This window comes from Ruegeria sp. AB7 (assembly GCF_056542625.1).
In genome coordinates, this window is the sequence record NZ_JBQGAC010000005.1 from 169,731 (window position 1) to 195,205 (window position 25,475).

The 25,475-nt window shown below is 56.1% G+C and carries 32 protein-coding genes and 1 tRNA gene; 14 read left to right on the forward strand and 19 right to left on the reverse strand.

Features of this window, described 5'->3' with window-relative positions; all coding sequences use genetic code 11:
- The first annotated feature begins 86 nt into the window (after positions 1-86).
- The 3 genes from ACR0EN_RS14395 to ACR0EN_RS14405 all read left to right on the forward strand — a co-directional run bounded on the left by ACR0EN_RS14395 (position 87) and on the right by ACR0EN_RS14405 (position 1,580).
- A complete protein-coding gene (locus ACR0EN_RS14395) occupies positions 87-824 on the forward strand; it encodes an N-formylglutamate amidohydrolase (RefSeq protein WP_480587356.1) in 738 nt (245 codons plus the stop codon).
- A gap of 87 nt (positions 825-911) precedes the next feature.
- Positions 912-1,151 carry a DUF6868 family protein gene (locus ACR0EN_RS14400; RefSeq protein ID WP_170395580.1) on the forward strand — a complete coding sequence of 80 codons (240 nt, stop codon included), beginning with the start codon at positions 912-914 and terminating at the stop codon, positions 1,149-1,151.
- A gap of 114 nt (positions 1,152-1,265) precedes the next feature.
- A complete protein-coding gene (locus ACR0EN_RS14405; protein ID WP_170395578.1) occupies positions 1,266-1,580 on the forward strand; it encodes a DUF1244 domain-containing protein in 315 nt (104 codons plus the stop codon).
- Positions 1,581-1,625: 45 nt separating this feature from the next.
- Here ACR0EN_RS14405 and ACR0EN_RS14410 read toward each other — a convergent pair whose 3' ends face one another.
- From ACR0EN_RS14410 to dgcN, 3 genes are all read right to left on the reverse strand, one after another.
- Entirely contained in the window at positions 1,626-2,486 is an 861-nt protein-coding gene (locus tag ACR0EN_RS14410; protein ID WP_170395576.1) for a D-amino-acid transaminase, read from the reverse strand.
- A 10-nt stretch (positions 2,487-2,496) separates the two neighbouring features.
- Positions 2,497-3,462, reverse strand: a complete 966-nt coding sequence (gene dgcA / locus ACR0EN_RS14415) for an N-acetyl-D-Glu racemase DgcA (protein WP_170401982.1) — start codon at positions 3,460-3,462, stop codon at positions 2,497-2,499.
- Positions 3,463-3,530: 68 nt separating this feature from the next.
- Positions 3,531-4,532 (reverse strand): N-acetyltransferase DgcN, encoded by a 1,002-nt coding sequence (dgcN, locus tag ACR0EN_RS14420; protein WP_170395572.1) that lies wholly within the window; start codon positions 4,530-4,532, stop codon positions 3,531-3,533.
- Positions 4,533-4,827: 295 nt separating this feature from the next.
- Here dgcN and ACR0EN_RS14425 point away from each other — a divergent pair, with 295 nt between their 5' ends.
- The gene (locus ACR0EN_RS14425) at positions 4,828-5,790 is read left to right on the forward strand and encodes an L-malyl-CoA/beta-methylmalyl-CoA lyase (protein WP_480587359.1); all 963 of its coding nucleotides are present in this window, start codon (positions 4,828-4,830) and stop codon (positions 5,788-5,790) included.
- Between the two features lie 39 nt (positions 5,791-5,829).
- On the opposite strand, the gene ACR0EN_RS14430 is transcribed toward ACR0EN_RS14425, so the two are convergent.
- Positions 5,830-6,408 carry a PA14 domain-containing protein gene (locus ACR0EN_RS14430; RefSeq protein ID WP_170395568.1) on the reverse strand — a complete coding sequence of 193 codons (579 nt, stop codon included), beginning with the start codon at positions 6,406-6,408 and terminating at the stop codon, positions 5,830-5,832.
- A gap of 118 nt (positions 6,409-6,526) precedes the next feature.
- Positions 6,527-6,979 (reverse strand): Lrp/AsnC family transcriptional regulator, encoded by a 453-nt coding sequence (locus ACR0EN_RS14435; protein WP_480587362.1) that lies wholly within the window; start codon positions 6,977-6,979, stop codon positions 6,527-6,529.
- A gap of 72 nt (positions 6,980-7,051) precedes the next feature.
- Here ACR0EN_RS14435 and ACR0EN_RS14440 point away from each other — a divergent pair, with 72 nt between their 5' ends.
- Positions 7,052-7,648 (forward strand): LysE family translocator, encoded by a 597-nt coding sequence (locus tag ACR0EN_RS14440; RefSeq protein ID WP_170395564.1) that lies wholly within the window; start codon positions 7,052-7,054, stop codon positions 7,646-7,648.
- Position 7,649: 1 nt separating this feature from the next.
- Here ACR0EN_RS14440 and ACR0EN_RS14445 read toward each other — a convergent pair whose 3' ends face one another.
- Positions 7,650-8,483, reverse strand: coding sequence for an AraC family transcriptional regulator (locus ACR0EN_RS14445; RefSeq protein ID WP_170818548.1), 834 nt, complete (start codon positions 8,481-8,483; stop codon positions 7,650-7,652).
- A gap of 121 nt (positions 8,484-8,604) precedes the next feature.
- Between ACR0EN_RS14445 and ACR0EN_RS14450 the strand changes: the two genes are divergently transcribed.
- A complete protein-coding gene (locus ACR0EN_RS14450) occupies positions 8,605-9,567 on the forward strand; it encodes an acetyl-CoA carboxylase carboxyltransferase subunit alpha (protein ID WP_170395560.1) in 963 nt (320 codons plus the stop codon).
- A 4-nt stretch (positions 9,568-9,571) separates the two neighbouring features.
- On the opposite strand, the gene ACR0EN_RS14455 is transcribed toward ACR0EN_RS14450, so the two are convergent.
- The 3 genes from ACR0EN_RS14455 to ACR0EN_RS14465 form a co-directional block, all read right to left on the reverse strand.
- Complete coding sequence (locus ACR0EN_RS14455) at positions 9,572-10,702, reverse strand: lytic murein transglycosylase (RefSeq protein WP_170818547.1); 1,131 nt, start codon at positions 10,700-10,702, stop codon at positions 9,572-9,574.
- A 111-nt stretch (positions 10,703-10,813) separates the two neighbouring features.
- A complete protein-coding gene (locus tag ACR0EN_RS14460) occupies positions 10,814-11,461 on the reverse strand; it encodes a GntR family transcriptional regulator (protein ID WP_170395556.1) in 648 nt (215 codons plus the stop codon).
- 30 nt (positions 11,462-11,491) lie between these two features.
- Entirely contained in the window at positions 11,492-12,184 is a 693-nt protein-coding gene (locus tag ACR0EN_RS14465) for a M48 family metallopeptidase (protein ID WP_480439232.1), read from the reverse strand.
- Positions 12,185-12,284: 100 nt separating this feature from the next.
- On the opposite strand from ACR0EN_RS14465, the gene ACR0EN_RS14470 reads away from it, so the two are divergent.
- The 4 genes from ACR0EN_RS14470 to ACR0EN_RS14485 all read left to right on the forward strand — a co-directional run bounded on the left by ACR0EN_RS14470 (position 12,285) and on the right by ACR0EN_RS14485 (position 14,025).
- A complete protein-coding gene (locus tag ACR0EN_RS14470; protein ID WP_480587365.1) occupies positions 12,285-12,608 on the forward strand; it encodes a TIGR02300 family protein in 324 nt (107 codons plus the stop codon).
- A gap of 137 nt (positions 12,609-12,745) precedes the next feature.
- Positions 12,746-12,821, forward strand: a tRNA-Ala gene (locus ACR0EN_RS14475).
- Between the two features lie 294 nt (positions 12,822-13,115).
- Positions 13,116-13,430, forward strand: coding sequence for a hypothetical protein (locus ACR0EN_RS14480; RefSeq protein WP_480587368.1), 315 nt, complete (start codon positions 13,116-13,118; stop codon positions 13,428-13,430).
- A 64-nt stretch (positions 13,431-13,494) separates the two neighbouring features.
- Entirely contained in the window at positions 13,495-14,025 is a 531-nt protein-coding gene (locus ACR0EN_RS14485; RefSeq protein ID WP_480587371.1) for a hypothetical protein, read from the forward strand.
- A gap of 73 nt (positions 14,026-14,098) precedes the next feature.
- Here ACR0EN_RS14485 and ACR0EN_RS14490 read toward each other — a convergent pair whose 3' ends face one another.
- From ACR0EN_RS14490 to ACR0EN_RS14535, 10 genes are all read right to left on the reverse strand, one after another.
- Positions 14,099-14,917, reverse strand: coding sequence for a hypothetical protein (locus tag ACR0EN_RS14490; RefSeq protein ID WP_170818541.1), 819 nt, complete (start codon positions 14,915-14,917; stop codon positions 14,099-14,101).
- Positions 14,914-15,624 carry a phage terminase large subunit family protein gene (locus ACR0EN_RS14495; protein ID WP_480587374.1) on the reverse strand — a complete coding sequence of 237 codons (711 nt, stop codon included), beginning with the start codon at positions 15,622-15,624 and terminating at the stop codon, positions 14,914-14,916. The genes ACR0EN_RS14490 and ACR0EN_RS14495 overlap by 4 nt, the downstream gene beginning before the upstream one ends.
- 4 nt (positions 15,625-15,628) lie before the next feature.
- Positions 15,629-16,588 (reverse strand): terminase large subunit, encoded by a 960-nt coding sequence (locus tag ACR0EN_RS14500; protein WP_170818539.1) that lies wholly within the window; start codon positions 16,586-16,588, stop codon positions 15,629-15,631.
- Positions 16,585-17,160: a ProQ/FINO family protein gene (locus ACR0EN_RS14505; RefSeq protein ID WP_170818538.1), complete on the reverse strand. Its 576-nt coding sequence runs from the start codon at positions 17,158-17,160 to the stop codon at positions 16,585-16,587. The genes ACR0EN_RS14500 and ACR0EN_RS14505 overlap by 4 nt, the downstream gene beginning before the upstream one ends.
- The gene (locus tag ACR0EN_RS14510; protein WP_170818537.1) at positions 17,142-17,534 is read right to left on the reverse strand and encodes a hypothetical protein; all 393 of its coding nucleotides are present in this window, start codon (positions 17,532-17,534) and stop codon (positions 17,142-17,144) included. Before ACR0EN_RS14510 ends, ACR0EN_RS14505 begins: the two co-directional genes overlap by 19 nt.
- A gap of 567 nt (positions 17,535-18,101) precedes the next feature.
- On the reverse strand, positions 18,102-18,638 hold the full coding sequence (locus ACR0EN_RS14515) for a hypothetical protein (RefSeq protein WP_170818536.1): 537 nt from the start codon (positions 18,636-18,638) through the stop codon (positions 18,102-18,104).
- Positions 18,638-18,826: a hypothetical protein gene (locus tag ACR0EN_RS14520; RefSeq protein WP_170818535.1), complete on the reverse strand. Its 189-nt coding sequence runs from the start codon at positions 18,824-18,826 to the stop codon at positions 18,638-18,640. Before ACR0EN_RS14520 ends, ACR0EN_RS14515 begins: the two co-directional genes overlap by 1 nt.
- Entirely contained in the window at positions 18,807-18,974 is a 168-nt protein-coding gene (locus ACR0EN_RS14525; RefSeq protein WP_170818534.1) for a FitA-like ribbon-helix-helix domain-containing protein, read from the reverse strand. Before ACR0EN_RS14525 ends, ACR0EN_RS14520 begins: the two co-directional genes overlap by 20 nt.
- Positions 18,975-19,120: 146 nt before the next feature.
- Complete coding sequence (locus tag ACR0EN_RS14530) at positions 19,121-19,594, reverse strand: DUF1963 domain-containing protein (RefSeq protein ID WP_480587379.1); 474 nt, start codon at positions 19,592-19,594, stop codon at positions 19,121-19,123.
- A gap of 468 nt (positions 19,595-20,062) precedes the next feature.
- The gene (locus ACR0EN_RS14535; protein WP_170818532.1) at positions 20,063-20,425 is read right to left on the reverse strand and encodes a hypothetical protein; all 363 of its coding nucleotides are present in this window, start codon (positions 20,423-20,425) and stop codon (positions 20,063-20,065) included.
- 667 nt (positions 20,426-21,092) lie between these two features.
- Between ACR0EN_RS14535 and ACR0EN_RS14540 the strand changes: the two genes are divergently transcribed.
- The 4 genes from ACR0EN_RS14540 to kce are packed head-to-tail and all read left to right on the forward strand — an operon-like array spanning position 21,093 to position 25,469.
- Entirely contained in the window at positions 21,093-22,214 is a 1,122-nt protein-coding gene (locus ACR0EN_RS14540) for a ring-hydroxylating oxygenase subunit alpha (RefSeq protein WP_170818531.1), read from the forward strand.
- Positions 22,211-23,737 (forward strand): choline-sulfatase, encoded by a 1,527-nt coding sequence (betC, locus tag ACR0EN_RS14545; protein WP_480587382.1) that lies wholly within the window; start codon positions 22,211-22,213, stop codon positions 23,735-23,737. Before ACR0EN_RS14540 ends, betC begins: the two co-directional genes overlap by 4 nt.
- 5 nt (positions 23,738-23,742) lie before the next feature.
- A complete protein-coding gene (locus ACR0EN_RS14550) occupies positions 23,743-24,537 on the forward strand; it encodes an SDR family oxidoreductase (RefSeq protein ID WP_170395498.1) in 795 nt (264 codons plus the stop codon).
- A complete protein-coding gene (gene kce / locus ACR0EN_RS14555) occupies positions 24,537-25,469 on the forward strand; it encodes a 3,5-dioxohexanoate:acetyl-CoA acetone transferase (protein WP_170597199.1) in 933 nt (310 codons plus the stop codon). Before ACR0EN_RS14550 ends, kce begins: the two co-directional genes overlap by 1 nt.
- The last annotated feature ends 6 nt before the right edge of the window (positions 25,470-25,475 follow it).

Here is a 25,475-nt window from a genome sequence, read left to right on the forward strand (position 1 = left end):
CCGCAAACATTGCTCAGGCTGCTTATTGCGCAATTCCCTTTCCAACGCAACTGTCCTACACCTGCGACAAACAAGATGACAGGCTCATGACATACTCTCCGTTTTTTGTTCACGGCGCGGATCGCCCGTCGCGTTGGCTGATTACCTGTGACCATGCAACCAACATGGTGCCGCCCGAAATCAGCGGCGGAGACCTGGGCCTGCCGCGCGAAGATATGGAACGCCATATCGCTTATGACGTGGGCGCCTACGAGGTCTCAAAGCATCTGGGTGAGGTCCTGAACGCCCCCGTAATCGCAGCCAACTTCTCGCGCCTCGTGATTGACCCCAACCGGGGCGAGGACGATCCGACGCTGTTGATGAAGCTCTATGACGGCTCGATCATCCCCGGTAACCGACACGCAGATGCGACCGAGCGTGAGCGTCGTCTGACCATGTGCTACCGGCCCTATCACGATGCGCTGGCAGAGCTTGCAGCCCTGCCGCATGCGGTTATCGTCTCGATGCATTCCTTTACGCGCCAGCTCCGTGGCCGCGATCCTCGGCCGTGGCACATAGGCGTCTTGCACACACCGGATGAGCGGTTCTCGCGCCCGCTGATCAACCGGTTGAACGCCGAGGATGATCTGTGCGTTGGGGTAAATGAACCCTATACAGGTGTGCTACCCGGCGATGCGATCGACAAGCATTGCAGCAGTTTCGGCCGTCCTAATGCACTGATCGAGCTGCGTAATGATCTGATTGCGGATCATGACGGGCAACGCAGCTGGGCCGAACGATTGGCCGTTATTCTGCAGGATGCACTGAACGATAGCGGACTATGACGTAAGGTCACTTCATGCCGCTTCCGATCCTCGAAATATTGTGAGCCAATATACTGACACCCATATACTAAGGGAAAGGAGACGACCATGACTCAGGAATTCCTGACAACTGTCTTCGGCTGGATGACCGCCCTTAACATTGCGGTTTTGTTGTTCAGCACGCTGATGATCATCATCATGCAGGACTGGATCGCAGGCGTACATGGCAGAATGTTCCAAATGGAGCGGGCCGACGTTAAGAGGGCCTATTTCAGGTATCTTGCGAACTACAAAATCCTGACAATCATTTTTTGCCTTGTGCCGTGGCTGGCCCTCAAACTGGCATAAAGCATCCAAACCTGACGTTCCAAGGGGCCTTAAGGCCCCTCCTGTTCGTTGTAACATGGCCCACGGATTGCTAGGTCAGGTTCAGAACGCAAGACAATCATTCGGAGCCCGACAATGGACAAGCAAACCGAAATCGAACTTCAGGCCGCAGCGTTTCGCCGTTTGCAGCAGCATCTGATGCAGGATCGCACCGACGTACAGAACATCGATATGATGAATCTGACCGGGTTCTGCCGCAATTGCCTGTCGCGCTGGTATCAGGAAGCCGCCAATGCCAAGGGCATCGACATGGACAAAAACGAAGCGCGCGAGATTTTCTATGGCATGACCATGGATGAGTGGAAGGCCAACTACCAGACCGAAGCGAACGCCGAGAAACAAGCCGCCTTCAAGGTCGCGTTTGAAGAGAACGTCACGAAAAAAGGCTGACGCCCCGAAAACGAAAAATGCCCGCCATACTGGCGGGCATTTGGTTTAGATTGCAGCCTTTCGGCTTTCGTCCAGATAGATCTCGCGAAGGCGTTTGGCAATCGGGCCCGGCGTGCCATCACCCAGTGCCACGCCATCAATCTCAACAACCGGCATGACAAAGGCGCTGGCCGAAGTGGTGAAGGCCTCATCCGCCTCTTTCGCCTCGTCGATGGTGAACAGGCGCTCCTCAATCTCCATCTGCGCCTCGGCTGCCATGCGCAGAACCGCCTTGCGGGTGATGCCGTGCAGAATGTCGTTGGACAGCGGGCGGGTGACGATCTTGCCGTTCTTGACGAAATAGGCGTTGTTGCTGGTGCCTTCGGTGACATAGCCGTCTTCAACCAACCAGGCATCGTCACAGCCAGCCGCTTTCGCCATCATCTTGCCCATGGACGGATACAGCAACTGTACGGTTTTGATATCGCGTCGGCCCCATCGGATGTCGTCGATCGAAATAACCTTGGCCCCTTTCTTCGACGCGGGGCTGTCGGCCAGACCTGGCTTATTCTGCGTGAACAGAACAAGCGTAGGCTTGGTATCCGCTGACGGAAACACAAAATCCCGGTCGCCGTCACTGCCGCGCGAAACCTGTAGATAGATCAGACCTTCTTCGATGTCGTTCAGCTCGACCAGTTTGCGATGGATTTCCAGAAGTTCTTCTTTGCTGCAGGGTTCAGCCATCTGTAACTCGTCCAGCGAGCGTTTCAGCCGCACCGCGTGGCCTTCGAAATCGACCAGCTTACCATCCAGCACACTGGTTACTTCATAGACGGCGTCTGCAAACAAGAAACCCCGATCAAAGATCGAGACGCTTGCCTCGGTTTCAGGCAGGTATTCGCCATTCACATAAACGGTGCGGGTCATGTTCTTCTCCTCAGCCCCAAAGTGCCGCTTTGGGCGGATGCACTCCGGCGTCATCAAAAATCAGGGGTGTGTCGCGGTCTTCTGCCAACAAAAGCGGTCCGTCAAGGTCCGTCACCATCGCGCCCTGCGCCACCAGCGTTGCAGGTGCCATGGCCAGCGAACTTCCAACCATGCATCCGACCATGATGCCATAGCCCTCTGCCAGCGCGGCCTTGCGCAGCTCCAGCGCCTCGGTCAGACCGCCGGTCTTGTCGAGTTTGATGTTCACCACATCATATTTGCCTTTTAGCGCAGGCAAGCTGGCCCGATCGTGACAGGATTCGTCGGCACATACCGGCACCGGACGATCCATGCCGATCAGTGCATCATCCTCACCGGCTGGCAGAGGTTGTTCAACCAGAGCAACGCCCAGTCGCACAAGATGCGGCGCAAGATCGGCGTACACTTCAGCAGACCAACCTTCATTGGCGTCGATAATGATTTTGGACTCCGGCGCACCGGCCCGCACGGCCTCAAGCCGGGGCATGTCGTCCGGTGTACCAAGTTTGATCTTCAACAAGGGTCGGAACGCATTTTCTGCCGCCTGTGCCTGCATTGCCTCGGGAGTGTCCAGGGAAAGAGTATAGGCCGTAACTTCAGGCCCCGGTGCGGCAAGTTCCGCCAGCTCCCACGCCCGTTTGCCGGAGCGTTTCGCCTCAAGGTCCCAAAGCGCGCAATCCACTGCATTCCGAGCCGCGCCGGCAGGCAGCAGATCCATCAGGGAATAGCGAGAGAATACGTCGGGCAGGCCGGCAATCTCGGCCTCGACTGAATCCAGCGTTTCGTCATAGCGCGCATAGGGCACGCACTCGCCCCAACCATGATGCACACCATCCGAGATCCGAACCGTCAGGACCTTTGCCTCAGTCCGTGAGCCGCGCGAGATAGTGAATACCTGCGCCAGCCGAAATACATCGCGGGAAACGTCAATCTGCACGCGTTCAACCTTTCATCGAAAGTGGTGTCTGTTGCCGACAGCAAGGGGCGATCGGCAACCTGCTTAGATCACAGTGCGGCCAGCGCATCCACCAGTTTACCGGCACCAAACCGGTAAGGATCGGTTGCTGGGATACCCATCTCGGTCTCAACCTTGGCGATGTATGCGTGTGCGTCGTCTTCGCTCAGATGCTGGGTGTTGATCGACACTCCTGCAACCTGACACTCTGGGTTTGCCACGCGCGCCAGCGGCAGTGCTGTGTCGCGCAACTGCTCCAGCGTCGGCAGCGAATACTCAGGCAATCCTCGCATATGGGTCCGGGTCGGCTCGTGGCACAGGATCAGCGCGTCGGGCTGACCGCCATGAATCAGCGCCATGGTGACGCCAGAATAGGACACATGGAACAACGAGCCCTGCCCTTCGATGTGATCCCAGTGATCCGGATCATTGTCTGGTGTCAAATACTCAACGGATCCCGCCATGAAATCGGCGATAACCGCATCCAGCGGGACGCCCTGACCCGTGACCAGAATTCCGGTCTGACCGGTGGCCCGGAAGGTGGATTTCATGCCGCGTTTGCGCATTTCAGCGTCCATGGACATCGCAGTGTACATCTTGCCGGCAGAGCAGTCGGTTCCAACGGCCAGGCACCGCTTACCGGTACGCTTGCGGCCGTTTGCGATAGGATATCCTACGGTCGGTACACGGACGTCGTGCAATGTGCAGCCGTGAGTCTGCGCCGCAGCAACCAGATCGCCTTCGTCGCGCAGCAGGTTGTGTAGGCCCGACGCCAGATCATAACCCATTTCCAACGCTGCGATCAGAACCTCTTTCCAGGCCTCACTGATGACCCCACCCCGGTTGGCAACACCAATGACAAGAGTCTTGGCACCAGCAGCTTTACCTTCGGCAAGTGTCATTTCGGTAAGACCCAAATCAGTCTTGCAACCATCCAGCCTTATTTGACCCACTGCATTCTCAGGACGCCAGTCCCGGATACCAATGGCCACTTTGGCCGCCAACAAGTCGGGCGCATCGCCCAAAAACAACAGGTACGGTGTCTCGATCATTGCGGTGCACTCCTTTGATTCTGGCTTAAGCTAGAGAACCGTTTTGACGAGGGTTTCTCAAATTCTTCTTGCCTGCCCGCCCGCAGCGGGAAGTTTTTGCGCATTTAGGCATTCTTACACAAGATTGTTCGAAGTTTTTAAACTGATCAAACTTTAAGCACCCCATTTTGCCAGTATCTTCAATCATGCTGCATTCGCATTGCCGCATATGCACAATCACGCTTGCGCAGCATTGCGCAATTTAATATCCCATGACCAACCCTAAACGCAATTTCCTTACTCTCATGAGGTCCAAATGAGCTTCCGCATCCAACCTGCCGCTCCGGCCCGGCCCAATCGCTGCCAACTGTTTGGCCCGGGCTCGAACACCAAGCTATTTCCCAAGATGGCTGCATCAGCTGCAGACGTCATTAATCTGGATCTAGAAGATTCGGTGGCTCCTTCCGACAAGGATACCGCTCGCGCTAACGTAATCGAGGCGCTGAACACAGTCGATTGGGGCAATAAATACATGTCGGTTCGGATCAATGGGCTGGATACACCCTATTGGTACCGTGACGTGGTTGATGTGCTGGAACAGGCAGGCGACCGTCTGGATCAGATCATGATCCCCAAGGTAGGCTGCGCGGCGGATGTCTATGCAGTTGACGCGCTGGTCACCGCGATCGAGCGCGCCAAGGGCCGAACCAAGCCCATAACCTTTGAAGTGATCATCGAGTCCGCCGCCGGACTGGCGCATGTCGAAGAAATCGCAGCCTCATCCCCGCGCCTGCAGGCCATGAGCCTTGGTGCCGCAGATTTTGCAGCCTCAATGGGCATGCAGACAACCGGCATCGGGGGTACGCAGGAAAACTACTATATGCTGCGCGAAGGCAAAAAGCACTGGTCCGATCCGTGGCACTGGGCGCAGGCCGCAATAGTCGCCGCCTGCCGCACCCATGGCGTGCTGCCGGTGGATGGTCCGTTCGGCGATTTTTCGGATGATGAGGGCTATATCGCGCAGGCCAAACGGTCTGCCACACTGGGGATGGTCGGCAAATGGGCCATCCACCCCAAGCAAATCGCATTGGCCAATCAGGTCTTCACACCGTCGGATGAAGCAGTGTCCGAAGCGCGCGAGATTCTGGCCGCCATGGAACAGGCAAAAGCCAACGGAGAAGGCGCGACGGTCTACAAAGGGCGTTTGGTCGATATCGCTTCGATTAAGCAAGCCGAGGTTATTGTGGCGCAGGCAGAATTAATAGCGGCGGGTAGCTAAGAAAAAAGGGCGCTCAGCTGAGCGCCCCAATCGATCTGATCAGCGTCCAAATACATTGTTTGGTGTCCATGTGAAACGCTCACCCTTCTTTCCTGATTTCATCATCAGGCACGAGGTACCGTATTTCTGAAAATACTTGATTTTGATTGGATACCAACCCGCCTGCGGCACTTCGACCTCGGTGCGTTGGTTGGCTTCGCAGCCCTGACGGCCGTTGACATAGCCGATCTGCTGACCACCGACCCAGGCATCAATCCCATCGTTCGACCAGGTCTCAAGCTCGTAAACTCCGGGTGAATCAAACCGGATATATCCGCTGATTTCCGCGGCAACATTGAACGCCTGATTGTAGGTCAGGACAGGATCACCTTCGTTCGTGTCTCTGTAGTCCAAACCTCGGAGGGGCTGACCCGGCTTTGCCTTTTTCAGCAGATGATTGACCTTCGAGAGGTTCTGGATTTTGCGAGGCGGGTTACCTTCCCAACTGTATTTTACGTTCAAACCGGCTTTTGGGCTGGGCTGAGGGCTAGCTGGCTGTAACTTCAAAGGTGCTGCTGTCGCAGCGCCGGCAAACATTGCCAAGGCAGCCACCAGCGCTCCGGTGCGGAAAAATGTCATGGTCTACTCCCTGAATTTGCGCCTGCTTCGGGGTTAATCCCTGCCGACGATCCTGTTGAGATGACACTAGGCGCTGAACTTTGACCTCGCAAGATGGTTAAAAATCACTTTTTGATGGTCACGCACGCATATCCTTAGGCGATCCCATCACAACATATGAGGTGATCGAGGTCACATGCGGCAGTGTACCCAGCACCTCGGTGTGGAAGGTTTTGTAGGAGGGCAAATCGGCACATTCGACCCGTAGCAGGTATTCGATCGTGCCGGTGATATTGTGACATTCCACCACTTCGGGTGCTTGTTGCAGGGCTTTTTCAAACCCTTCCTGCGCCACCTTGGTGTGCTCGCCCAAACCAACGCCGATATAGGCAACGAAACCCACCCCCAGCGCCGCCGGGTTCAGCACCGCTCGGTAGCCGGAAATGACCCCTGCCCGCTCAAGCTCCTGCACCCGGCGCAGGCAAGCGGAGGGCGACAGGCCCACCCGCTCGGCAAGATCGAGGTTGCTGACGCGACCGTCCCGCGAAAGCTCTTGCAATATATGTTGGTTGATCTGATCAATCTTCGCCATTTGTTGCGACAATAGCCACTGAACGCACGAAAACGCAATTTCATTTGCCGGGTTCAGCGAGAAAATGCAGCCATGACCTACGATATCCTGATGGCCCTGATCGCGTTTGCTTTTGTCTCGTCGATCACGCCGGGCCCCAACAACCTTATGCTGATGGCATCGGGCGCGAATTTCGGCTTTCGCCGGACCATCCCGCATATGCTGGGCATTGGTTTGGGCTTTACCTTTATGGTGCTTCTGGTGGGGGCGGGTCTGGTTCAGATCTTTGACCGGTATCCGATCAGTCATACCGTGTTAAAAGTACTGTCGGTTCTGTATCTGCTGTATCTGGCCTGGAAAATCGCCCATGCAGCGCCCGCCAAAGGTGCCGATGCTGCAGGCACCCCGATGACGTTCCTGCAAGCTGCAGCCTTCCAATGGGTCAACCCAAAAGCCTGGGCGATGGCGCTGACCGCGACAGCCGCCTACGCGCCCGACCAAACGATCAACGCGATTCTGCTGGTCGCGCTGGTGTTCGGAGCCATCAACCTGCCCTCGGTCAGCACCTGGACGGTTCTTGGACAGCAAATGGCGCGAATCCTGACGAACCCGCACCGATTGCTGGCATTCAACTGGACGATGGCGGCCCTGCTTGTGGCCTCGCTCTATCCGGTGCTGTGGCCGAATTAGGTTACCTGAGCGGCAGGTAAATTTCGGTCAACAGATTCTCGGGGGCCGTTTCTCGTGGATCGTTGAGATAGATCTCATAACACGGATGGTCCGCAGGTTCTTCGCCAGACTCGGGCAACCAATTGCCAAATAATGTCTGATACGCGCCGTGAAGGCCGGAATAAGGGCCCTTGAAGGTCAGCACCGCTGTTTTGCCACCCGGAATTTCAAGGTCTTCCATCCCCTCGGGCGTATCATCACCGCAGAATTCAGCACCTGCAAAACTGCGCAATTCATCCTCGGGCACATCGTCCGGACTGTCGAGATACAGCCCGATCATCGGGCCGACTTGCGGCCACAGTTTGCGGGATTCGCACAGGGCACCAAAGGCCTCAAAGCTGCGGCCAATCTCGGCATACGCCCCTTTATGTGGCAGCGCTATGACTCGGCGAGACGGTTCGGTTCGGGTTGTTACGGGATGCATCGGATATCCTCCGGTTTTGAACATTGGATGGGCCGGCAGTATTTGCCCCGCACGTCGAAACGCGGTGGGGCTGCTGCCGTAGGCCTCGGAAAAGGCCCGCGCAAAGGATTTTTGGTTCGGATAGCCAATGTCGGTCGCGATCCGCGTAACCGGTCTGTCTGTTTGCACCAGCCAGCAGGCGGCACGGTGCAGGCGTATCCGACGGGTGGCCTGCGCGCAGGTCTCGCCAGTAATGGCGCGAAACACGCGATGCCAGTGAAACCGCGACATGGCCGCAACCTCGGCCAGGGCGTCCAGAGACAAGTCTCTGGCGGGGTTGTCATGAATGTAGGTCAACACACGCAGCACGCGATCTTCATAGCTGGCAGCCATCAGTATCCTTCCTTCACTTTGCCCAACGGTGATCGCATATTCCACAACCACAAATCTTGCTGAGTTGCATCCCGGACAAGCATTAGTCATATAGCAGGGAACTTCCGCGTTGAGAGGCGTCATGACCCAGTATCTGGATTTCGAAAAACCGCTGGCCGAGATCGAAGGCAAAGCTGAAGAGCTGCGCGCGCTGGCCCGTGCCAATGAAGAAATGGATGTGACCGAAGAGGCCGCCGCGCTGGATGCCAAGGCCGCCAAGCTTCTGGATGAGCTGTATGCCGATCTGACACCATGGCGGAAATGTCAGGTTGCACGGCATCCTGAACGTCCACACTGCAACGACTACGTGGACGCACTGTTCACCGAATTCACTCCTCTGGCTGGTGACCGGAACTTTGCCGACGATCTGGCGGTAATTGGCGGTCTGGCGCGGTTCAACGATCAACCCGTCATGGTGATTGGCCACGAAAAAGGCAGCGATACCAAATCGCGGATTGAACGCAATTTCGGCATGGCCCGGCCCGAAGGGTATCGTAAAGCTGTGCGCCTGATGGAGATGGCGGGCCGCTTTGGCTTGCCGGTGATCACTCTGATCGACACTGCGGGTGCCTATCCCGGCAAGGGGGCGGAAGAACGTGGCCAATCCGAGGCGATCGCGCGCTCAACCGAGATGTGCCTAAAGATTGGCGTTCCTTTGGTGTCCGTAATCATCGGCGAAGGTGGTTCTGGTGGCGCGGTCGCCTTTGCGACTGCGAACCGCGTAGCGATGTTGGAGCATTCGGTCTACTCGGTGATTTCGCCCGAAGGCTGCGCGTCGATTCTTTGGAAAGATGCCGAAAAAATGCGCGAGGCCGCCGAAGCGTTGCGCCTTACCGCTCAGGATCTGCACAAGCTGGGCGTTTGTGACCACATCATCACCGAGCCCAAGGGCGGTGCACATCGCAACCGCCCGGCGGCGGTCGAAGCCGTGCGGTCTGCAATTGCCTCGATGCTGGAAGAGCTTGATGGGAAAGACGCGGCAGCCCTGATCAAGGACCGCCGTCAGAAGTTCCTGGATATCGGTTCGAAAGGGCTGGCGGCTTAACCCGTCAGCCACCCAACCGCTGCAACAGAGCCACCGAAGGCTGGCCAGTCACGGACAACCCGTTGGCGCGCTGGTAGGCGCTAATTGCCGCCTCAGTATTCTTGCCGATAACACCATCTGCGCCTTGTGTGTCATAGCCCGCGGATGTCAGGCGGCGCTGCAGTTCTTTACGATCCTCCAGTGTCAAACCGGTCGCATCCGGCCCGAATGACGCTTGGAACGGCGCGCCGCCAGCAATGCGATCAGAAAGATGACCTACGCCGATCGCGTAGCTGTCCGAATTGTTGTAGCGCTTGATCACCTGAAAATTGCGGAACACAGCAATACGTGGGCCGGGCGTCTGCGGTTGCAGCACTGCCGCCGGCGTGCCCGAAACCGCGCCGACTTCACCGCCCCAAGGCTGCCCTCGCACCCAACCGGCGCGTGCCAGATAAGCCGCCGTTGACGCAAGTGAATCTGCTGGGTCATCGGACCAGATATCGCGCCGCCCGTCGCCAGTGAAATCGACTGCATAAGCAAGGTAGGACGTCGGAATGAACTGTGTGTGGCCCATCGCTCCGGCCCAGCTGCCGGTCATGTTAGCCGGGGTCGTATCGCCCTCTTGAATGATCTTCAGCGCCGCCACCAGTTGCTTCTCAAAAAACGCTCCGCGCCGCCCGTCATAGGCCAGAGTCGACGTTGCTGAGATCACCGGCACATCGCCCCGCCGTGCACCATAACGGCTTTCCAGGCCCCAAACAGCCACGACGACCTCCTTGTCGACACCGTATTGGGCTTCGATCTGCGACAGGGTTCCTGCATGCCGCACAAGCATTTGCTTGCCAGTGCTGATCCGTTCATCCGAGGCAGCAATCGCCAGATAATCCTCAAGCGAGCGTTTGAATTCGACCTGATTGCGATCGCGTTCGATCACGTCGGGTAGATATCCGGCGCCTTGAAACGCTCGGTTAAGGGTCGTCTGTGAAATGCCCTGCGACGCTGCCCGATTTTTGAAACTGGCCACCCAGGCATCCCATCCTGCGTTCGGAACCGCACGCATCCGCGAAGCCGGGGCACTGTTGGGTGCCGTGCCTGTGGAGCAGGCCGCCAACAAGGTTGACCCAAGCCCTAAGGAAAACACTCTTCGATTAATCATGGTTAAATCTGCTCTTGTTGTGATTTGCGCTTAGAATAGCGCAGCCCGGTCGCTCAAGCCAGCAAAGCGACATCCGAAATCAACTGAATTGGAAGATGGGCAACATGCCGCTCAGGTCACAAGCAGGCGCAAGCCCTGGGTCACATCCGAGCGCACTGCTAGTCGCAACCCAGGCTCATCCCCTGCCTTGAGTGCTGCGATGATCAGGCGATGGTAGTGCGGTGGCTCGGTCCTCCGCAACCGACCGTATAGGGCACGCATCGTGGGACCCAGCTGCAGCCAGACAGTTTCGGCCATGGCAAGCATCGCGGGGGCCTGTGCGCGTAGATACAGCGTGCGGTGAAATTCCAGATTTGCACGGATATATCCCACCGCATCGCGTTTCGTGACCATCTCGGCCACTGCCATGTTGATGCTTTGCAACCGGTCAATCAGCGCCATATGCGCGCGCGGCAGGGCCCGGCTGGCCAGTTCAACCTCAAGCAGCGCGCGCAGCGCCGCCAGCTCTTCGATCCGATCGCGCGTGAGTTCCGGCGTTGATACCCGACCGGAGGTGGACAGGAACAAAGCACCTTCTGCCGCCAGACGCCGCACCGCCTCGCGCGCCGGAGTCATCGACACACCGAATTCCTTGCCAATCCCGCGCAGCGTCAACGCCTGCCCCGGGGCAATCTCTCCATGCATGATGCGGGATCTGAGGGCGCGATAAACGCGATCATGGGTTGCCGTATGAGACTCGGCGGGGCGTGAGGTTAACATGAGTTTATGTGATCACAAATCGCGCTGAGGTCAAGCGACGGAGTCGAAGCGATATCTGTGCAGTTCAGCCCCGTTGTCTCGCAGCCAGCGGCGTGGTTCTTTGTAAGGGCCAAAAATATGCTCGACCTGCGCCCAGAACGCAGGTGAGTGGTTCATTTCGGCAAGATGCGCCACTTCATGCGCGGCCACATAATGGAGAACCTCTGTCGGGGCGAGGATCAACCGCCACGAGAACATCAACCCGCCCGCAGAACTGCACGACCCCCAGCGCGAACGCGTATCGCGCAAAGTAAGGCTACTGTACGACCGCCCCAGCATCGCCGCGTAATCATCGCACGCACCGGTCAGACGATCACGGGCAAGCTCTTTTAGAAACCGCGCTAGTCGCCGTGCTTCGGCACCGGGCGGAACCCCGATCGCATCGCCACTCAGCAAGACCCTCCGACCCGATGCAGAAACGATTCGCCGAGCCGTACCCTCGATCGGAATGAACTGCCCTACGCCGACTGCTTCAAGGCTAGGTCGATCCTGCAGGTGCCCGCGGATCCAGCCCTCTTTCTGCTGTGCGAAATCCAGCGCTTCGGCTTCAGCCACCCCTGTCGGGTAGGTCAGCGTAACCCGCCCATCCAATTGGGAAATTCGCAAACTGATCCGCCGTGCGCGCGCCGATCTGCGCAGTGTCAGTGGCACCGGAGGCGTTCCGGGCAATGCGTGTCGCCCCATAGGTGGGCCTCCTTTGCGCAAAGGCTTTGACAGTGCCTGCCGCATGTGGCAGGTGACCTGAATCATTGATGAGATTCACCTGATATCAAGGGGATTTGATATGCCCAAGGAAGAATGGGGCGTAAAGCGTGTCTGCCCGACAACCGGCAAACGGTTTTACGACCTGAACAAGGACCCGATCGTCAGCCCCTATACGGGCGAGGTCGTGGAGCTGGACACCGGAAAAAGCCGGATGATCGCCGCGGATGCTGAAGATGCCGCATCGGTCAAGGCGCGCGAAGCGTCGTCGGACGAAGACATCGTTCTGGATGATGACGACAACGTCGATGTCGAACTGGACGATGATCTGCTGGACGACGATGACGATGACGATAACGTTTCACTCGACGATATCAAGGACATGTCGTCAGAAGACGAAAACTGATGGATCCCGAGGCGGCCCCGCCGCCTCGACCCGGTCCGCGAAGTCGGTTTGAATTTTTTGCCGATTCCGATTTTAGGACTTGCACTCATCGACGGCGTCTCATAAACGTCCGTCCACCGTTACGACGGTACCTTTATGGGGCCTTAGCTCAGTTGGGAGAGCGCTTGCATGGCATGCAAGAGGTCAGGGGTTCGACTCCCCTAGGCTCCACCAAAACCTAACAGAACAACTAGATAGCAAGCATTAGAGCGGTGTGACACACAGGTGTGACACAAAATGAAGCTGCATGCGTATCTCTCACTGTCCAGACACGGCATCTATTACTTCCGTTGGCCACTGCCCGACACAAGGCCAAAACACCACAACGCGCATATTGTTTCGCCACTAGCCGCCAGCAACTCGCTCAACAGGGCAGATGCAACACGGTCCTCAAGTCCCACGATAGTCCAATCCTATGAGGAACTGCCAACTCTCCCATGGTCCAGCGCAGTAACAACGGATGAGTTCTTGGATGCCGGTGAATATTCTGAACTCCTCAATACTGCCTATGGGGTTGCTGTTGAGACCGAGATTTGGGTTCATGAATTAGCTGGAACCGTACCCTTTGGATCAGTGGTTTATCAAATTGGAAAGTACGCCGGGTTTCAAACCATCGCCGCGTTCACACAGAGTGAATATGCGACCCAAAGAGCCAATGAAGAGTTTCTCGGAATTGGCAATGCAATCATTAATCATGACATCGAGGCAATTTCGGAAATGGTTGCAGGCCGTGCTTACGCTGTCTTCATAGGCCAACTTTTGTCCCCACGAATAGCTGAGTGAAAACCACCGTCGTACGCCATACCTCCTTCCGATTGCGAACTAGTTTCACGACCTTGTAGTTTTCGTGCTGGTCGTAATTGCTTCCGCAATGCCCGAAAAGAAGGCCTCTATTTCGGTCCCGCCAATTGAGACCGACGCGGTTAGAGCGCAGCTGCTTTCCAAACGCCGTCACTTTTCAGTTGAGAGTTTAGTGCGCGAAGCAAGAGGGCTGCTCAAGCGGTGGAGCCCATATCTTTTGGCAATTGCCTTTCTTTCTGGCGCTGGTTGGTTGGTATCTCTTGTTTTCCAGAATGAATACTCTGGAGCGTGTAAACGAGTGCTTGAAACACGGATCGAACTTATGGAAGTTCAAGCATCTTATATAGGCAATGACATCGACCTAAGTGATCTCCACAGCTTCACCTATGGGCAGCTTGTAATCAAATACGGCGCTAACATTGCGAACAATCGTCATCGCTATGGTGACGTTGAACGAGACGCCATTTACGCCGAACAACGCCTCAAATGGCCTTACCTTTGCCCTTTGACATATCCATCGATGGTTTCTGATTGTGTCAGGCAGTCGCGCGGACTTGCAATAGGGTTAGTCTGCTGATGATCATCCCCAATTGAACCCCCGAAAGCCCTTTAGTATGAGCCTGTACTGTGCATGTAGTGCAGGTCATTGATTATCGATGCGTACTGATCTCATCGTACAGCAAATCGAACCAGTCATCCTCCGCATCACCGCCCTTTCGGCGCAACGGAAAAGGAGCCCAGCGCTCGTTGTGCATGATCGCGATCAATGCGCCAGCCGTCGCGGCCATCTGCGGCAGATCGGTCAGCCTCTGGCGCGGGTCATCAATGATGCTATCAAGTGATGCGCGCATGCGATTGTGGAATGGCGCGTTCTTGGACATCGTCCAACTTGGCGGGTTGTCCGGATCATCGCGCGGCTCCGACAGATACCCGCTGACGTCCTCTGCCTGAAACGTACAGGGCCACTGGTCGTGGGGCTTGCGGTCAATCTCGGCAAAGGGATCGCTGACACCCTCGTAAGCGACGTAGGGTTTGAAGCGACGCACATCGTCGCTGATCTGATCGTACAACTGCCCGGCAACCGCATCGCGCGTGCCTATCACATAGGCCGGATCGCTGGGGCCAATGGCCATCATGATGCCGGGACAGCTATTCCACACCATCTTGGTGAACCTGATGGTCTCACGGACAACCTGCGCTTTTCCCGTGGCCTCCACCTCGTTCATATGCGTGATGACAAAAACCGACAGGGCCTTAGCGCTGATCGTTTCCATCATGCCCGGCTGAGCCGTACCGATGTTCCGCTGCCACCACTGCCTCTGACCGCCCGCCAGAACAAGTTTGCCATCCCACCACGTCCAGTAGGAGCCAGTGATCGGAACCTGTGGCGGGGCCATCCAGCGGCCCTTTGACGTGACGACTGCATTGAAGCCCGCACTGATGCCCGCGCCGATGTCTGTGTTGCTCATTGGATAGGTACCTCCACATTTGTTGTCAGGCGATCCGGCCAGCGGTCGCGCATCCTTGCGATGTTGGCTTTCGTCCAAACCGTATCTGCCGCATGGACCGCCATGCTGACACTGTTCACGATGTCATCGAATTCGCTGAACGTGCTGTTTGGTTCATCAATCAGGATGCGACCAGATTTACTGATCTTCGTGGACAGGCTGCGCGCCTCTGCCTCCAGCGACGGCCCGTGTGCCAAATTGGCCGGGATGATTAGCCTGCCAGCCTCTGCTGCAGCGTTGAGACCCGAAAGGTGCTGCAATTTGCTCGCGTAGAACTGCATCAGGCTCTGGTCGAACCTGTCACTCAAACCATCTTGTGACCCTGTAGCTGTGAACCCCACGACCACGTTCTCTTTGAACGCCGCCTGCGCACTTTCGAACACACCTCTGCCGACGCCATTGCAATCGACCAGAATGACCGGTGGCGGCGTGTGTTTCTCTGCCTCCAGCCAACAGACGATCTCCCTCAGTCGACCGATGATATCTGCCTGCCGGACCTTCTGCGCGCGTTCGAGGTGGCTGACCTCGACAACCGGCTGCTGCGTCTCCTCGAACCACGTGCCCGCGTGGCTCAGCGCGCAGATCGCTGAATAGTCACCCGCGACCGCTGACGCCGGGTCGCAGGACAGGATCACGGGCCGACCGGCCCAGCCCTTGTGACGAGCCATCTCCTTACCCCCATCCCGGCGAGGACGGAACGCCCAGCGCCTCTACTTCATCTGTTACCGATGCCTTCAATGCGCTAATCGAAAACAAGCCACGGCCATCCGTCCAGAATTCTGGCGGCTGGTCCGTCAGCATTGCACCAGTTTCAGCGTCAATCGGGCAATATTCCGAAGAGAAAAACAGATCGCTCAGGATCGCACGTTGCTGGCTCAGGAAATCTTCGGTGATCCTCGGGTTTTCACTGACGCTGGCCTCGACCAGATTGCAGCGCATCTTCTGTGGGTCCTGCACGCACCTGTAGAATAACCCCTGCGGATTTCCCGGCGTTGACGCCAGTATCGTGTGTGTCGATGACGGGCAAAAACTCGACATCATCGGAAAAATCACACCCGTCACGTCCTCGCCGCCACCTTCCAAGTGACCCGCTTCATCCACGACTGCCAACTGGATGGTCTCGCCGCGCGCTGTCGAACTGGCAGGCAAGGCGAGAAGCTTACTGCCGCTCTCTGTCACAATCCGATCAGACGATGACTGCTCAAAACCAATATCCGCTGCAGTCAGGAAGTCCCGGCCATAGGCAAGTGTTTTCTCCGCCTGCCGAACGCCCGCAGCAAATACCGCACAGGTCGGCTGCAGGTCCGTTACTTCCCTGCGTGGAGGTGATCCGGGTATCTTGATCTGACGGATTGGAACCTTGTTGCAAGAGAACCATGCCAAGGCCAAACCGGATGTCTGGCTCTTACCCATTTGGCGGCTCGTCCTCCAGCAACTGAGATTGGTCAGCGCTTGGGTGATCGCGTCAACGGGAGGATCAGCTACCAAGCGCAGGGCATGCTGTTGCCAGCGATCCAACGCGAGGCCGGGGAACTTCTGGCCGGACCACGCAACCGGGTCACGCAACCCGCGCAGATAGCCCGTCAAACCGTGGTTTTTGTCGGGGTGTATGGGCTGCGCTGGCACGTTCATTTTTTTGTCTCTGCACCCAATTCGCCCTGAAATTTCAAGGGTGTCAGAGCTGGCTCTGTGGGGTTGAGAGCCGCGGAGCGGCCCGCTGAGTGGGGGTAACGGCTTTCAGGTGCCGATGTACCAGAAAACTTGGCCTCCCCACGCCCCTCGGCGAGCCTGCGGCGCGCTGGGTGCTTTCTGGCATGTCCCCTTGCACTGGTTCTGTCCGCTTCGCTCACGGATGCGACGGCGTTGCCAGCCAGATCATACCGCTGTGACGCGGGATCGGCCAACGCCGCCCGGTACTCTTTGCGACGGGTCCATCCCCGCAAAACATTGGACACCTGCTTTCGGGACGCGCCCAACTCCTCTGCGAGGATGCGGTGAGAGCCTTGGGCCAGCGGCTTGGGAGCCTTCAGGTCGAAGATGAGTGGGTACTTCTCCACCATTTTCCAGAACAGGCGTTTCTGGGCACGCTGGCGTTGCATACGGGCATCATGCGGGTTCTGTTTGCTCGCAAGCTTGTGACGCAGTTCCTCTGTCCTGCGTGCGCTGCCGAGAGACAATGTGCCGCCTATTCTTCGATCAGCCATATTGGCTCCTCCACTTGCGTCGGCGCGCGCCGGAGGGTGTCGTCTCCCTCCAACTCCAGACCGATGTAGTCCAGATGCCTGCGCTGCCGGTCCAGCACGATCTCGGGCATCTCCTCCGCGATCATGCCCATTGCCGCATCGCGCACATGATCGGGAATGCCGCTGTTCTTGGCCGCGACCCGGAGCAGGATTTCCAAGATCGTGACGTTGATGTGCTCGATCACACTGCCACACTGCACCAGATACTGCGCAACCAGCCGCACGCCGTCTTTCAACTGGCCGACATCCTCTGCCCGAATTATGTGATCCACCGCCGCTGTGGCCGTGGACCGGACCAGTTGGCCCTCATCCCTGTATTCGTCCTGCTGGATCATAGAAGGGGGCCTCCGTGCTTTTCACGCAGCCACGCGGTCTCTTTGCCGAACCGTGACCACTTACCGGGTTTCTGCTTGCGGAGGGCGCGTAGGTACCGTTGGGCTGGTAACTGGTTGAAGAGGGCGGAACCGGGAACAGGTCTTGGAGATTTTTGAATAGCGCTAATTATAGTATTCGCTTCGAGCAAAGAGACCATGGGGGTCATCCGCATCTGGGCCTCCAGACGTAGGTAGGCAGGTAGGCTTCCCGGCATCCACGTTGTTCTGGTCAATTCGGCAATACGTCTACTGAGCAGGGCACGTGTGACATGGTCCTTTTCCCCCTTCCTCAAGTCTATGAGTGCATCACGATCCAAGGCATTCGATATCTGTTCTGGTGTCACGGAGCCGCTGCCTGCCTGCTGCTCGCTGGTCATGATCAGCCCTCCTCATCGAGGTGCATTTGGGGGCGAGTGTGGGGGTATTGCCCAGCGCAGGATGCAATAGCCCAATGAAACAAGGGCGATGGTGCGTGGGGTTGGGTAGAGTATCCCACAATCGAACCCCACACTGTCAGGTATGGCTCTGTCATTCTCCGGCCTCCAACGCCTGCGCTTCGATGACATCGCTGTCCGGCGTGATGTCCTTGGCCGCGTCCCCGTCTAGCTTACTGATGGCACGTTCCAATGCCTCGACCGCGCCCGGTATCGGTGCAAGCTCGGCAACTGCGTATTTCAGCAGGCTCTGCAGCCGTGCGTCGTTGCCATCTGTAATGTTGACGTTGTCACTCAGCCAGCCGCCGATCTTGCCGAGCGTTAGTGCATGGTCATCCAAGGATCGCGCAGCAGCGATCAGAGCGCGCGTATCATCGTCGGATCGCGCCAGATCGAGTGCTTCGTGTAGCGCATCACCGGACGCATGTACTGCAGCTTTTGCCGCTTCTTTGCTGGCAACGTCTATCTCTATCGCGTGTTCCCGTTGGTAGAACTTGCGGAAGCGAGCAACAGCGCTTTTGTCCAGCCCACCGAACTGTCTCGCGATGTCTCTAACGGATGCATCGGACATAATGGCATCAATCAGGTTGTCTCGTTCTGGGTGTTTCAGAACGCTGAACGTGTGGGGCATTATGCTTTCCCCTTCATCTTTTTCACCCGTTTGACCAGCAGCCGCAGGAAGTGAGGCGACTTGATGAAGTAGGCCACATCCCTCCTGACCAGACCGAATTTGTCAGCCGTGATGGTGTAGTCTGGCTCATCCAGCAGTCCTTGGATGATTTGCTTGCTCTTGGGATGATCAAGGATCGGATTCCACAATTACCTCACCAACTTTTTCTGACGGTCGTGACACTTCGTCGAGAAGTTGCCGAGCGGCTTCCTCGATGCTTACACCTCGTTCCGCTGCGATAATTCGCAGACGTCCATAAACTTCGACCGATAAGTTTTTGACAATCAAATTCGCCATTGGAACCTCCACTTCGGAACCTACTAACATATCCTAGACGGCCAATCGAATGGCCGCCGGTGATTTTCAAAGAAATCATGGCGTTCGTAGTAGCGTTCGCGGGTGATTTCACAGCGACCGGAGAGACGCGGGCCATCCTGCCCTGGTCAAACAGGCACGATGTCTACCGGCCAACGTGTAAACTGCCAAGTGCGGTTTGGAGTCCGTCGACGGTGGTCAATGCCGAGAATGTAACACTCTTTATCAACCTCGGGAGAAGAAACGAAAGGACCAGCCTGATCGAAGTGCAGCGCCGTTAGTTTAAAGCTCTTGGGGTCAAGAAAGATTGCAAGCCAGCCTTCGCGGGGGCCTAGCCCTTGCCAAAGATCGTCTGGCAAATGGTTACAGTTGATTTGTGCCAAAAGTTGCGTCGGAGAATTGATTTCTGGCCAACTCAAACCAACTGGTAAACGAGCCCCCTCCGATCCAACCCGCCGCGGCATCCGCATCCCGTACTGGCACTTGGGGGACAAGACGAACGGAGATCGGCTCGTTCCCACGCGCGGCGCGCATATTCGTTTCGTGCTGAATTTGTGCCAACATTCCCGCGGCTGCGCTGCCGACGAAATTTTCGTCCTCATTCGATAACCTGTGACTATTGCGCTTACGGCCAAGTGCTTTTTGGAAGATATGCGTTAATCTCGATGTCATTAATTTTTCTCAGGCATAATGCTTTGTTGCCTCCGCCCAATCCGTGCCTTCGAGGTTGATCATTTTCGCCAACCTGTTCGGGCAACTTAACGCCAAGGTGGGTGTTCGTCGAGCGATGTGGGAATCTGAGCAGCGACCTAATAGAAAATCCAAATTTGTCAGGTTTGAAGGTCAACAACACCAAATTGCACGATCAAATTACCTGTTCTGGTTCAAGCATAGCTCACTGAACGGATAATACGACTATTAGATAAGCAGACACCACCACAGAAAAGTTGAACCCCAGATTTGTCCTGCATCTTGCCCATTCATACGACGCGCAGCAAAGGGAGCTCCATCCAGGAGCGGTCGTTCATGGATCTTGCGACGAAGGTGCCAGAAGAGCCCAACTTTGACGTTCACAAAATAGGAAGAAAAGCGGCTTCGTTCTCCTTATTATCCTCAGGAAATGGATCTATAAAGTAAATCTGCTCGAGCCGAAACGAGCCGTCCACGCTTTCCTTGTTATGTGCAATGTACTCATCAGACCAATCCCCGTGCACGCTTTTGATTAAAAACGGTTGCTTCAGACGAGAGCCTTCGATTCCCGCAGTTCCGCACGTCAGCCTGCTTGGGTCGAAGGATGCATCTGTTCCGAAAGATATCAATTGTAGCTCGATGTCGGGAGTGGCGTATTTGCCAACGAAATCAGAGTAAGCCTTCGATAACTCTGACATCATTTCTGGACGTTTGAGACACTCGGTTGCGGTGCTTATCGCCATGCAATGATCATTCCAGGCTTTGTAGTCCTGACAAAAGCTGCGTATAAATGCTTCCCTGCTCCTGTGATCAGACCCAGCGAATTCCGGTCGCTTGAACGTTCTCATAAGCCTTTTCCAAAGGGTCAAAACTACTCCAAGTACAGCTATGTGCGATTCACGCCCTTTTACACTGGACGACCCGTCGAAAGCGTTCAACGAATGAATGTTGGCTTCGTCCGCCCCTTGGTGATTGAGGTTGGTCGCGGCGAAAGGTCGGATTGAAAGCCGACTAACCGAATGGGCTTCATTGTCCGGTCTCGTGAAATTTTCTGCACCAACGAGAGGACGCTGCCGCAGATGCGAGGAAATGCTGCGTGAGCAAAAGCGGCGTCAACAAAAGGCGACTTTGTCCCGCAATCCAGACACTCCGCCAGATTCCCACAACCGCAGTGCAGAGAATGTTCGGTTTGAGCCCATTTTGCCGATTCCTGCAGTGTGCACGAATGACCGCATAACAGATGCGGTCAAGGGCCCAGCATTCGCTTGGCAGCTAAACGCAGTGCTTGATGGGTTAGTACGGTGTCCCCGAAAGCCAAATGCTTAGCGAAAATAATCAAACTAGCGGCTGATTAAACATAGCTTCGAATCCCACGCGCAATAGATTTAACCTAACATCGGAGACGCTATCATGACTGATTCAGGTGCAATTTTCTTTGGCTATCATGCTGACCCATCACGCTCCAGCTCATTGCAAGCCGCTGCCTACACCGAGCGCAAGTGGTTTGACGCAGACCTTCGCTCCATCGTCTCCAAAACTTGGCAATGGGTGTGTCATGTCGAGAAAACACGTGAGCCGGGATCATATGTAACGGTGGATGTTGCCGGTCAGCCTATTGCGGTCGTGCGTGACAAAGAGGGTAAGCTTCGCGCCTTTTACAATGTATGCAAACACCGTGCCCATGAACTGCTATCAGGCGAAGGCAATACCACACGGATTATGTGCCCCTATCATGCCTGGGTCTATAAGCTTGACGGGCAATTGGCGCGTGCGCCACATACTGAAAACCTCGAAGACTTCAACAAGGATGAGATTTGCCTCGACGAAGTGCAGGTCGAAGAGTTTTGCGGCTTTGTTTTTGTCAATTTGGATCCGACGGCTGCCTCTTTGTCAGAGCAATCCGGAAACCTGGAAACCGAGGTGCGCCATTGGGCACCGGATGTGGATCAACTCACTTTTGGCCACCGTCTGACCTACGACATCAAGTCGAATTGGAAGAACGTCGTGGACAATTTCCTTGAGTGCTATCATTGCCCTACGGCCCATAAGGATTTTTGTGATCTCGTGGATATGGATACCTACAAGGTTACAACCTACGGCATCTACTCCAGCCATATGGCTGACGCAGGCAACAGTCCAAATACCGCCTATGACGTTTCGAACGCCACGGTGAAAACTCACGCGGTTTGGTGGCTCTATCCAACCACTTGCCTAATGCGATATCCCGGACGGTCCAGCATGATCGTGTTGAACATCATCCCTGTTGGGCCAGATCGGACGCTTGAGACCTATGACTTCTTCCTTGAGACGCCGGAACCTGACGCGATGGAGCTGGATGCAATTCGCTATCTGGACGAGGTACTTCAGGTCGAAGATATCAGCCTCGTCGAAAGCGTACAGCGCGGGATGAAAACGCCTGCGTTCACCCAAGGTCGGATCGTCAATGACCCGGATGGGTCTGGCAAGTCCGAGCACGCCGTTCATCACTTCCATGGCTTAGTCTTGGACGCTTACGCAAAAGGTGCCACGTGACGCGGCCAAACATCCTTTTGGTCATGGCGGACCAATTGGCTCCGCATTTCACAGGGGCGTACGGGCATAAGGTCGCCAAGACGCCACATCTTGACGCGTTGGCCGCGCGCGGCATGCGCTTTGATGCAGCTTACTGCAATTCCCCTCTTTGTGCGCCTTCACGGTTTTCCTTTATGTCGGGTCAGCACATCAGTCGCATCGCAGCTTACGACAATGCATCCGAGTTCAAGGCTTCGGTGCCGACATTTGCGCATTATCTGAAATCGCTGGGCTATCGTACATGTTTGGCAGGCAAGATGCATTTTGTCGGACCGGATCAGATGCATGGATTTGAGGATCGTGTGACAACCGACATCTATCCTGCTGATTTCGCGTGGACCCCGGATTGGGAGGCCCCGGACGAGCGGATCGACAAGTGGTATCACAACATGCAAACGGTGAAGGAAAGCGGCGTTGCCCACGCGACTTTCCAGATCGACTATGACGACGAGGTCGGTTTTGCTGCCAAACGCTGGCTGTTCGATGCGGCCCGAGACAAAGCGCTTGGCAATGACGCGCCTTTTGCGATGGTTGCAAGCTTCATTCACCCGCACGATCCATATGTAGCCCGACCAGAATGGTGGAACCTGTATGCGGATGATGAAATTGACTTGCCCGCGTTTGTGCCCGCGTTGGAGGATCAAGACCCCTTTTCACGACGTTTATTGGATGGGATCGAAGCGTCTTATGTGCCACTGACCGAGGAAGAAATCCTGCGCGCGCGCCATGCCTACTTGGCAAACGTCAGTTACTTCGACAGCAAAATCGGAGAGCTGGTTCAAACCCTCGAAGAAACGGGCGAGTTGGACAGCACCATTGTGATTGTCACAGCCGACCATGGCGACATGCTGGGTGAACGTGGGCTGTGGTACAAAATGAACTTCTTCGAGCACTCAGCACGAATTCCATTGGTCATGGCCGGACCAGGCATCGCTGTTGGGGCCGCTCAAAATGCAGTGTCACTGGTTGATCTATTGCCGACATTTATCGACATCGGTGGCGGTGATGAGACGATGATCGGAGAGCCGATCGACGGTCGTAGCCTTATGCCTCTGGCTCGGGGTGAAGATGATCCAGTTGATGAGGCGATCGGAGAATACTGTGCCGAGATGACGGGCTATCCTGTGATCATGATCCGGCGCGGGCCCTTGAAATATATTCATTGTGATAGCGACCCACCGCAGCTCTATGACCTGAGTGCTGACCCGATGGAAACGAAGAATTTAGCTTCGGACCCAAGCTACTCCGACGCGAAAACTCGTTTTGCAGCTGAAGTCGTCGAGCGTTGGGACGGCAGTGCTTTGCGAAAGAAGATAATCGCCACACAAAAATCGCGCCGTGCATTACATGCCGCGATGGAGGCCGGTGCCAGCGAGCCTTGGGACTACAACCCGCCGTCCGATGCAAGTCAGCAGTATGTACGCAACAATATGGATTGGACAGTGGCTGCACGCCGCTACCGCTATCCGCCATTGAAGGATTGAAACCAATGATGCTGAACGGAAAAGTTGCTCTCGTGACTGGTGCCCGCGGTGGAATCGGGCGCGCGATTGTCGCTCGGTTTCTAAGAGAAGGCGCAACGGTATTTGCCGCTGACCTCACACCGGAAGGGTCGTTAGATCAGCACGACGATGATGGCAGTCATTTTGTTAAGCTGGATGTGACTCAAGAAGCAGACTCGGTTGCGGCGATGGATCATGTGCGCGCCGCACACGGAAAGTTGGACATCCTAGTGAACGCGGCGGGGATCGAGATCGAAAAAACGGTTGAAGAGACCACGTTGGAGGAATGGAATCAAAGCTTTGCGGTTAATTCCACGGGCACGTTCCTGACCTCGAAATACGCCATCCCATTGATGCGCGAAGCGGCGAAGACAGGGAATAGCGCAAGCCTTATCAATTTTGGCTCCTACGACGGGTTCATCGCAGATCCAGGGCTTGCGGCCTATTGCGCGACCAAGGGTGCAGTTCACGCTTTGACCCGCGCAATGGCTTGCGATCATGGCCCAGAAGGTATCCGGGTGAATGCCATCTGCCCTGGCTATATCGACACTCCAATGCTGCAGAGCTTCTTCAACGGCGATGGATCCGGCGGAGGAGGTGGCAACATTGAAACGCTGCAAAAGGCCGTGCGTGATGTTCATCCGATGCGCACCTACGGCACGCCCGAGGATATTGCAAATTTGGTCAACTGGCTTGCCTCGGACGAGGCGCGCTATGCCTCTGGCCAGTTGTGGGTTCTGGACGGGGGGCTGTCTGCACAAGTGCAGCAGATGAAACTCTGATGCCAAAGCCAGTCATTATCACTTGCGCGCCGACCGGAGGCATCCATACGCCGTCAATGTCACCGCATCTGCCGATTACACCGGCCGAGATTGCGACGGCCAGTATTGAGGCGGCCCAGGCAGGGGCATCAATCATTCACCTGCACGCACGGCACCCGGAGACAGGAAAACCCGATCCCCGACCTGAGCTGTTCAAGCAGTTTCTACCCGTAATCAAGCAGTCCACCGATGTTGTGATGAATGTCTCGACCGGCGGCGGCTTGGGGATGTCGATGGATGAGCGGCTGCTGGCGGCGACATCTACCAGCCCAGAGATGGCATCGCTCAACATGGGATCCATGAACTTTGGTATCTTTCCGATGCTGCAGAAATACACCGAGTTTCAGCACGACTGGGAACGGCCATTTTTGGAGATGACGGAAGACTTTATCTTTCCCAACACTTTCAAAACAATTCGTTACGCCATCGAAAAACTTGGTGGAGATCACGGCACCAAGTTCGAGTTCGAATGCTATGATCTTGGACATCTCTACAACGTCAAATGGTTCGTGGATCAGGGCCTGATCAAACCGCCATTTTTCATTCAGATGGTATTTGGCATCTTGGGTGGCGTTGGCGCAGATGCGGACCATCTGACTCACATGCACAACACAGCCGATAAGCTGTTCGGAGCAGAGAATTACGAATGGTCGGTCCTTGCCGCTGGTCGTCACCAAATGCCATTTGCGACCCAAAGCGCCATGCGGGGCGGTAACCTGCGTGTCGGTCTCGAAGACAGCCTGTTCATCGGCAAGGGTGAGTTGGCAAAATCTAACGCGGAACAGGTCACGCGCATCCGATCAATCGTTGAAAACCTTGGCCTTACGGTCGCGTCGCCAGCAGAAGCCCGCATGCGGCTCGCACTAAAAGGCGGCGATCAGGTTGGCTTCTAAGGAGAT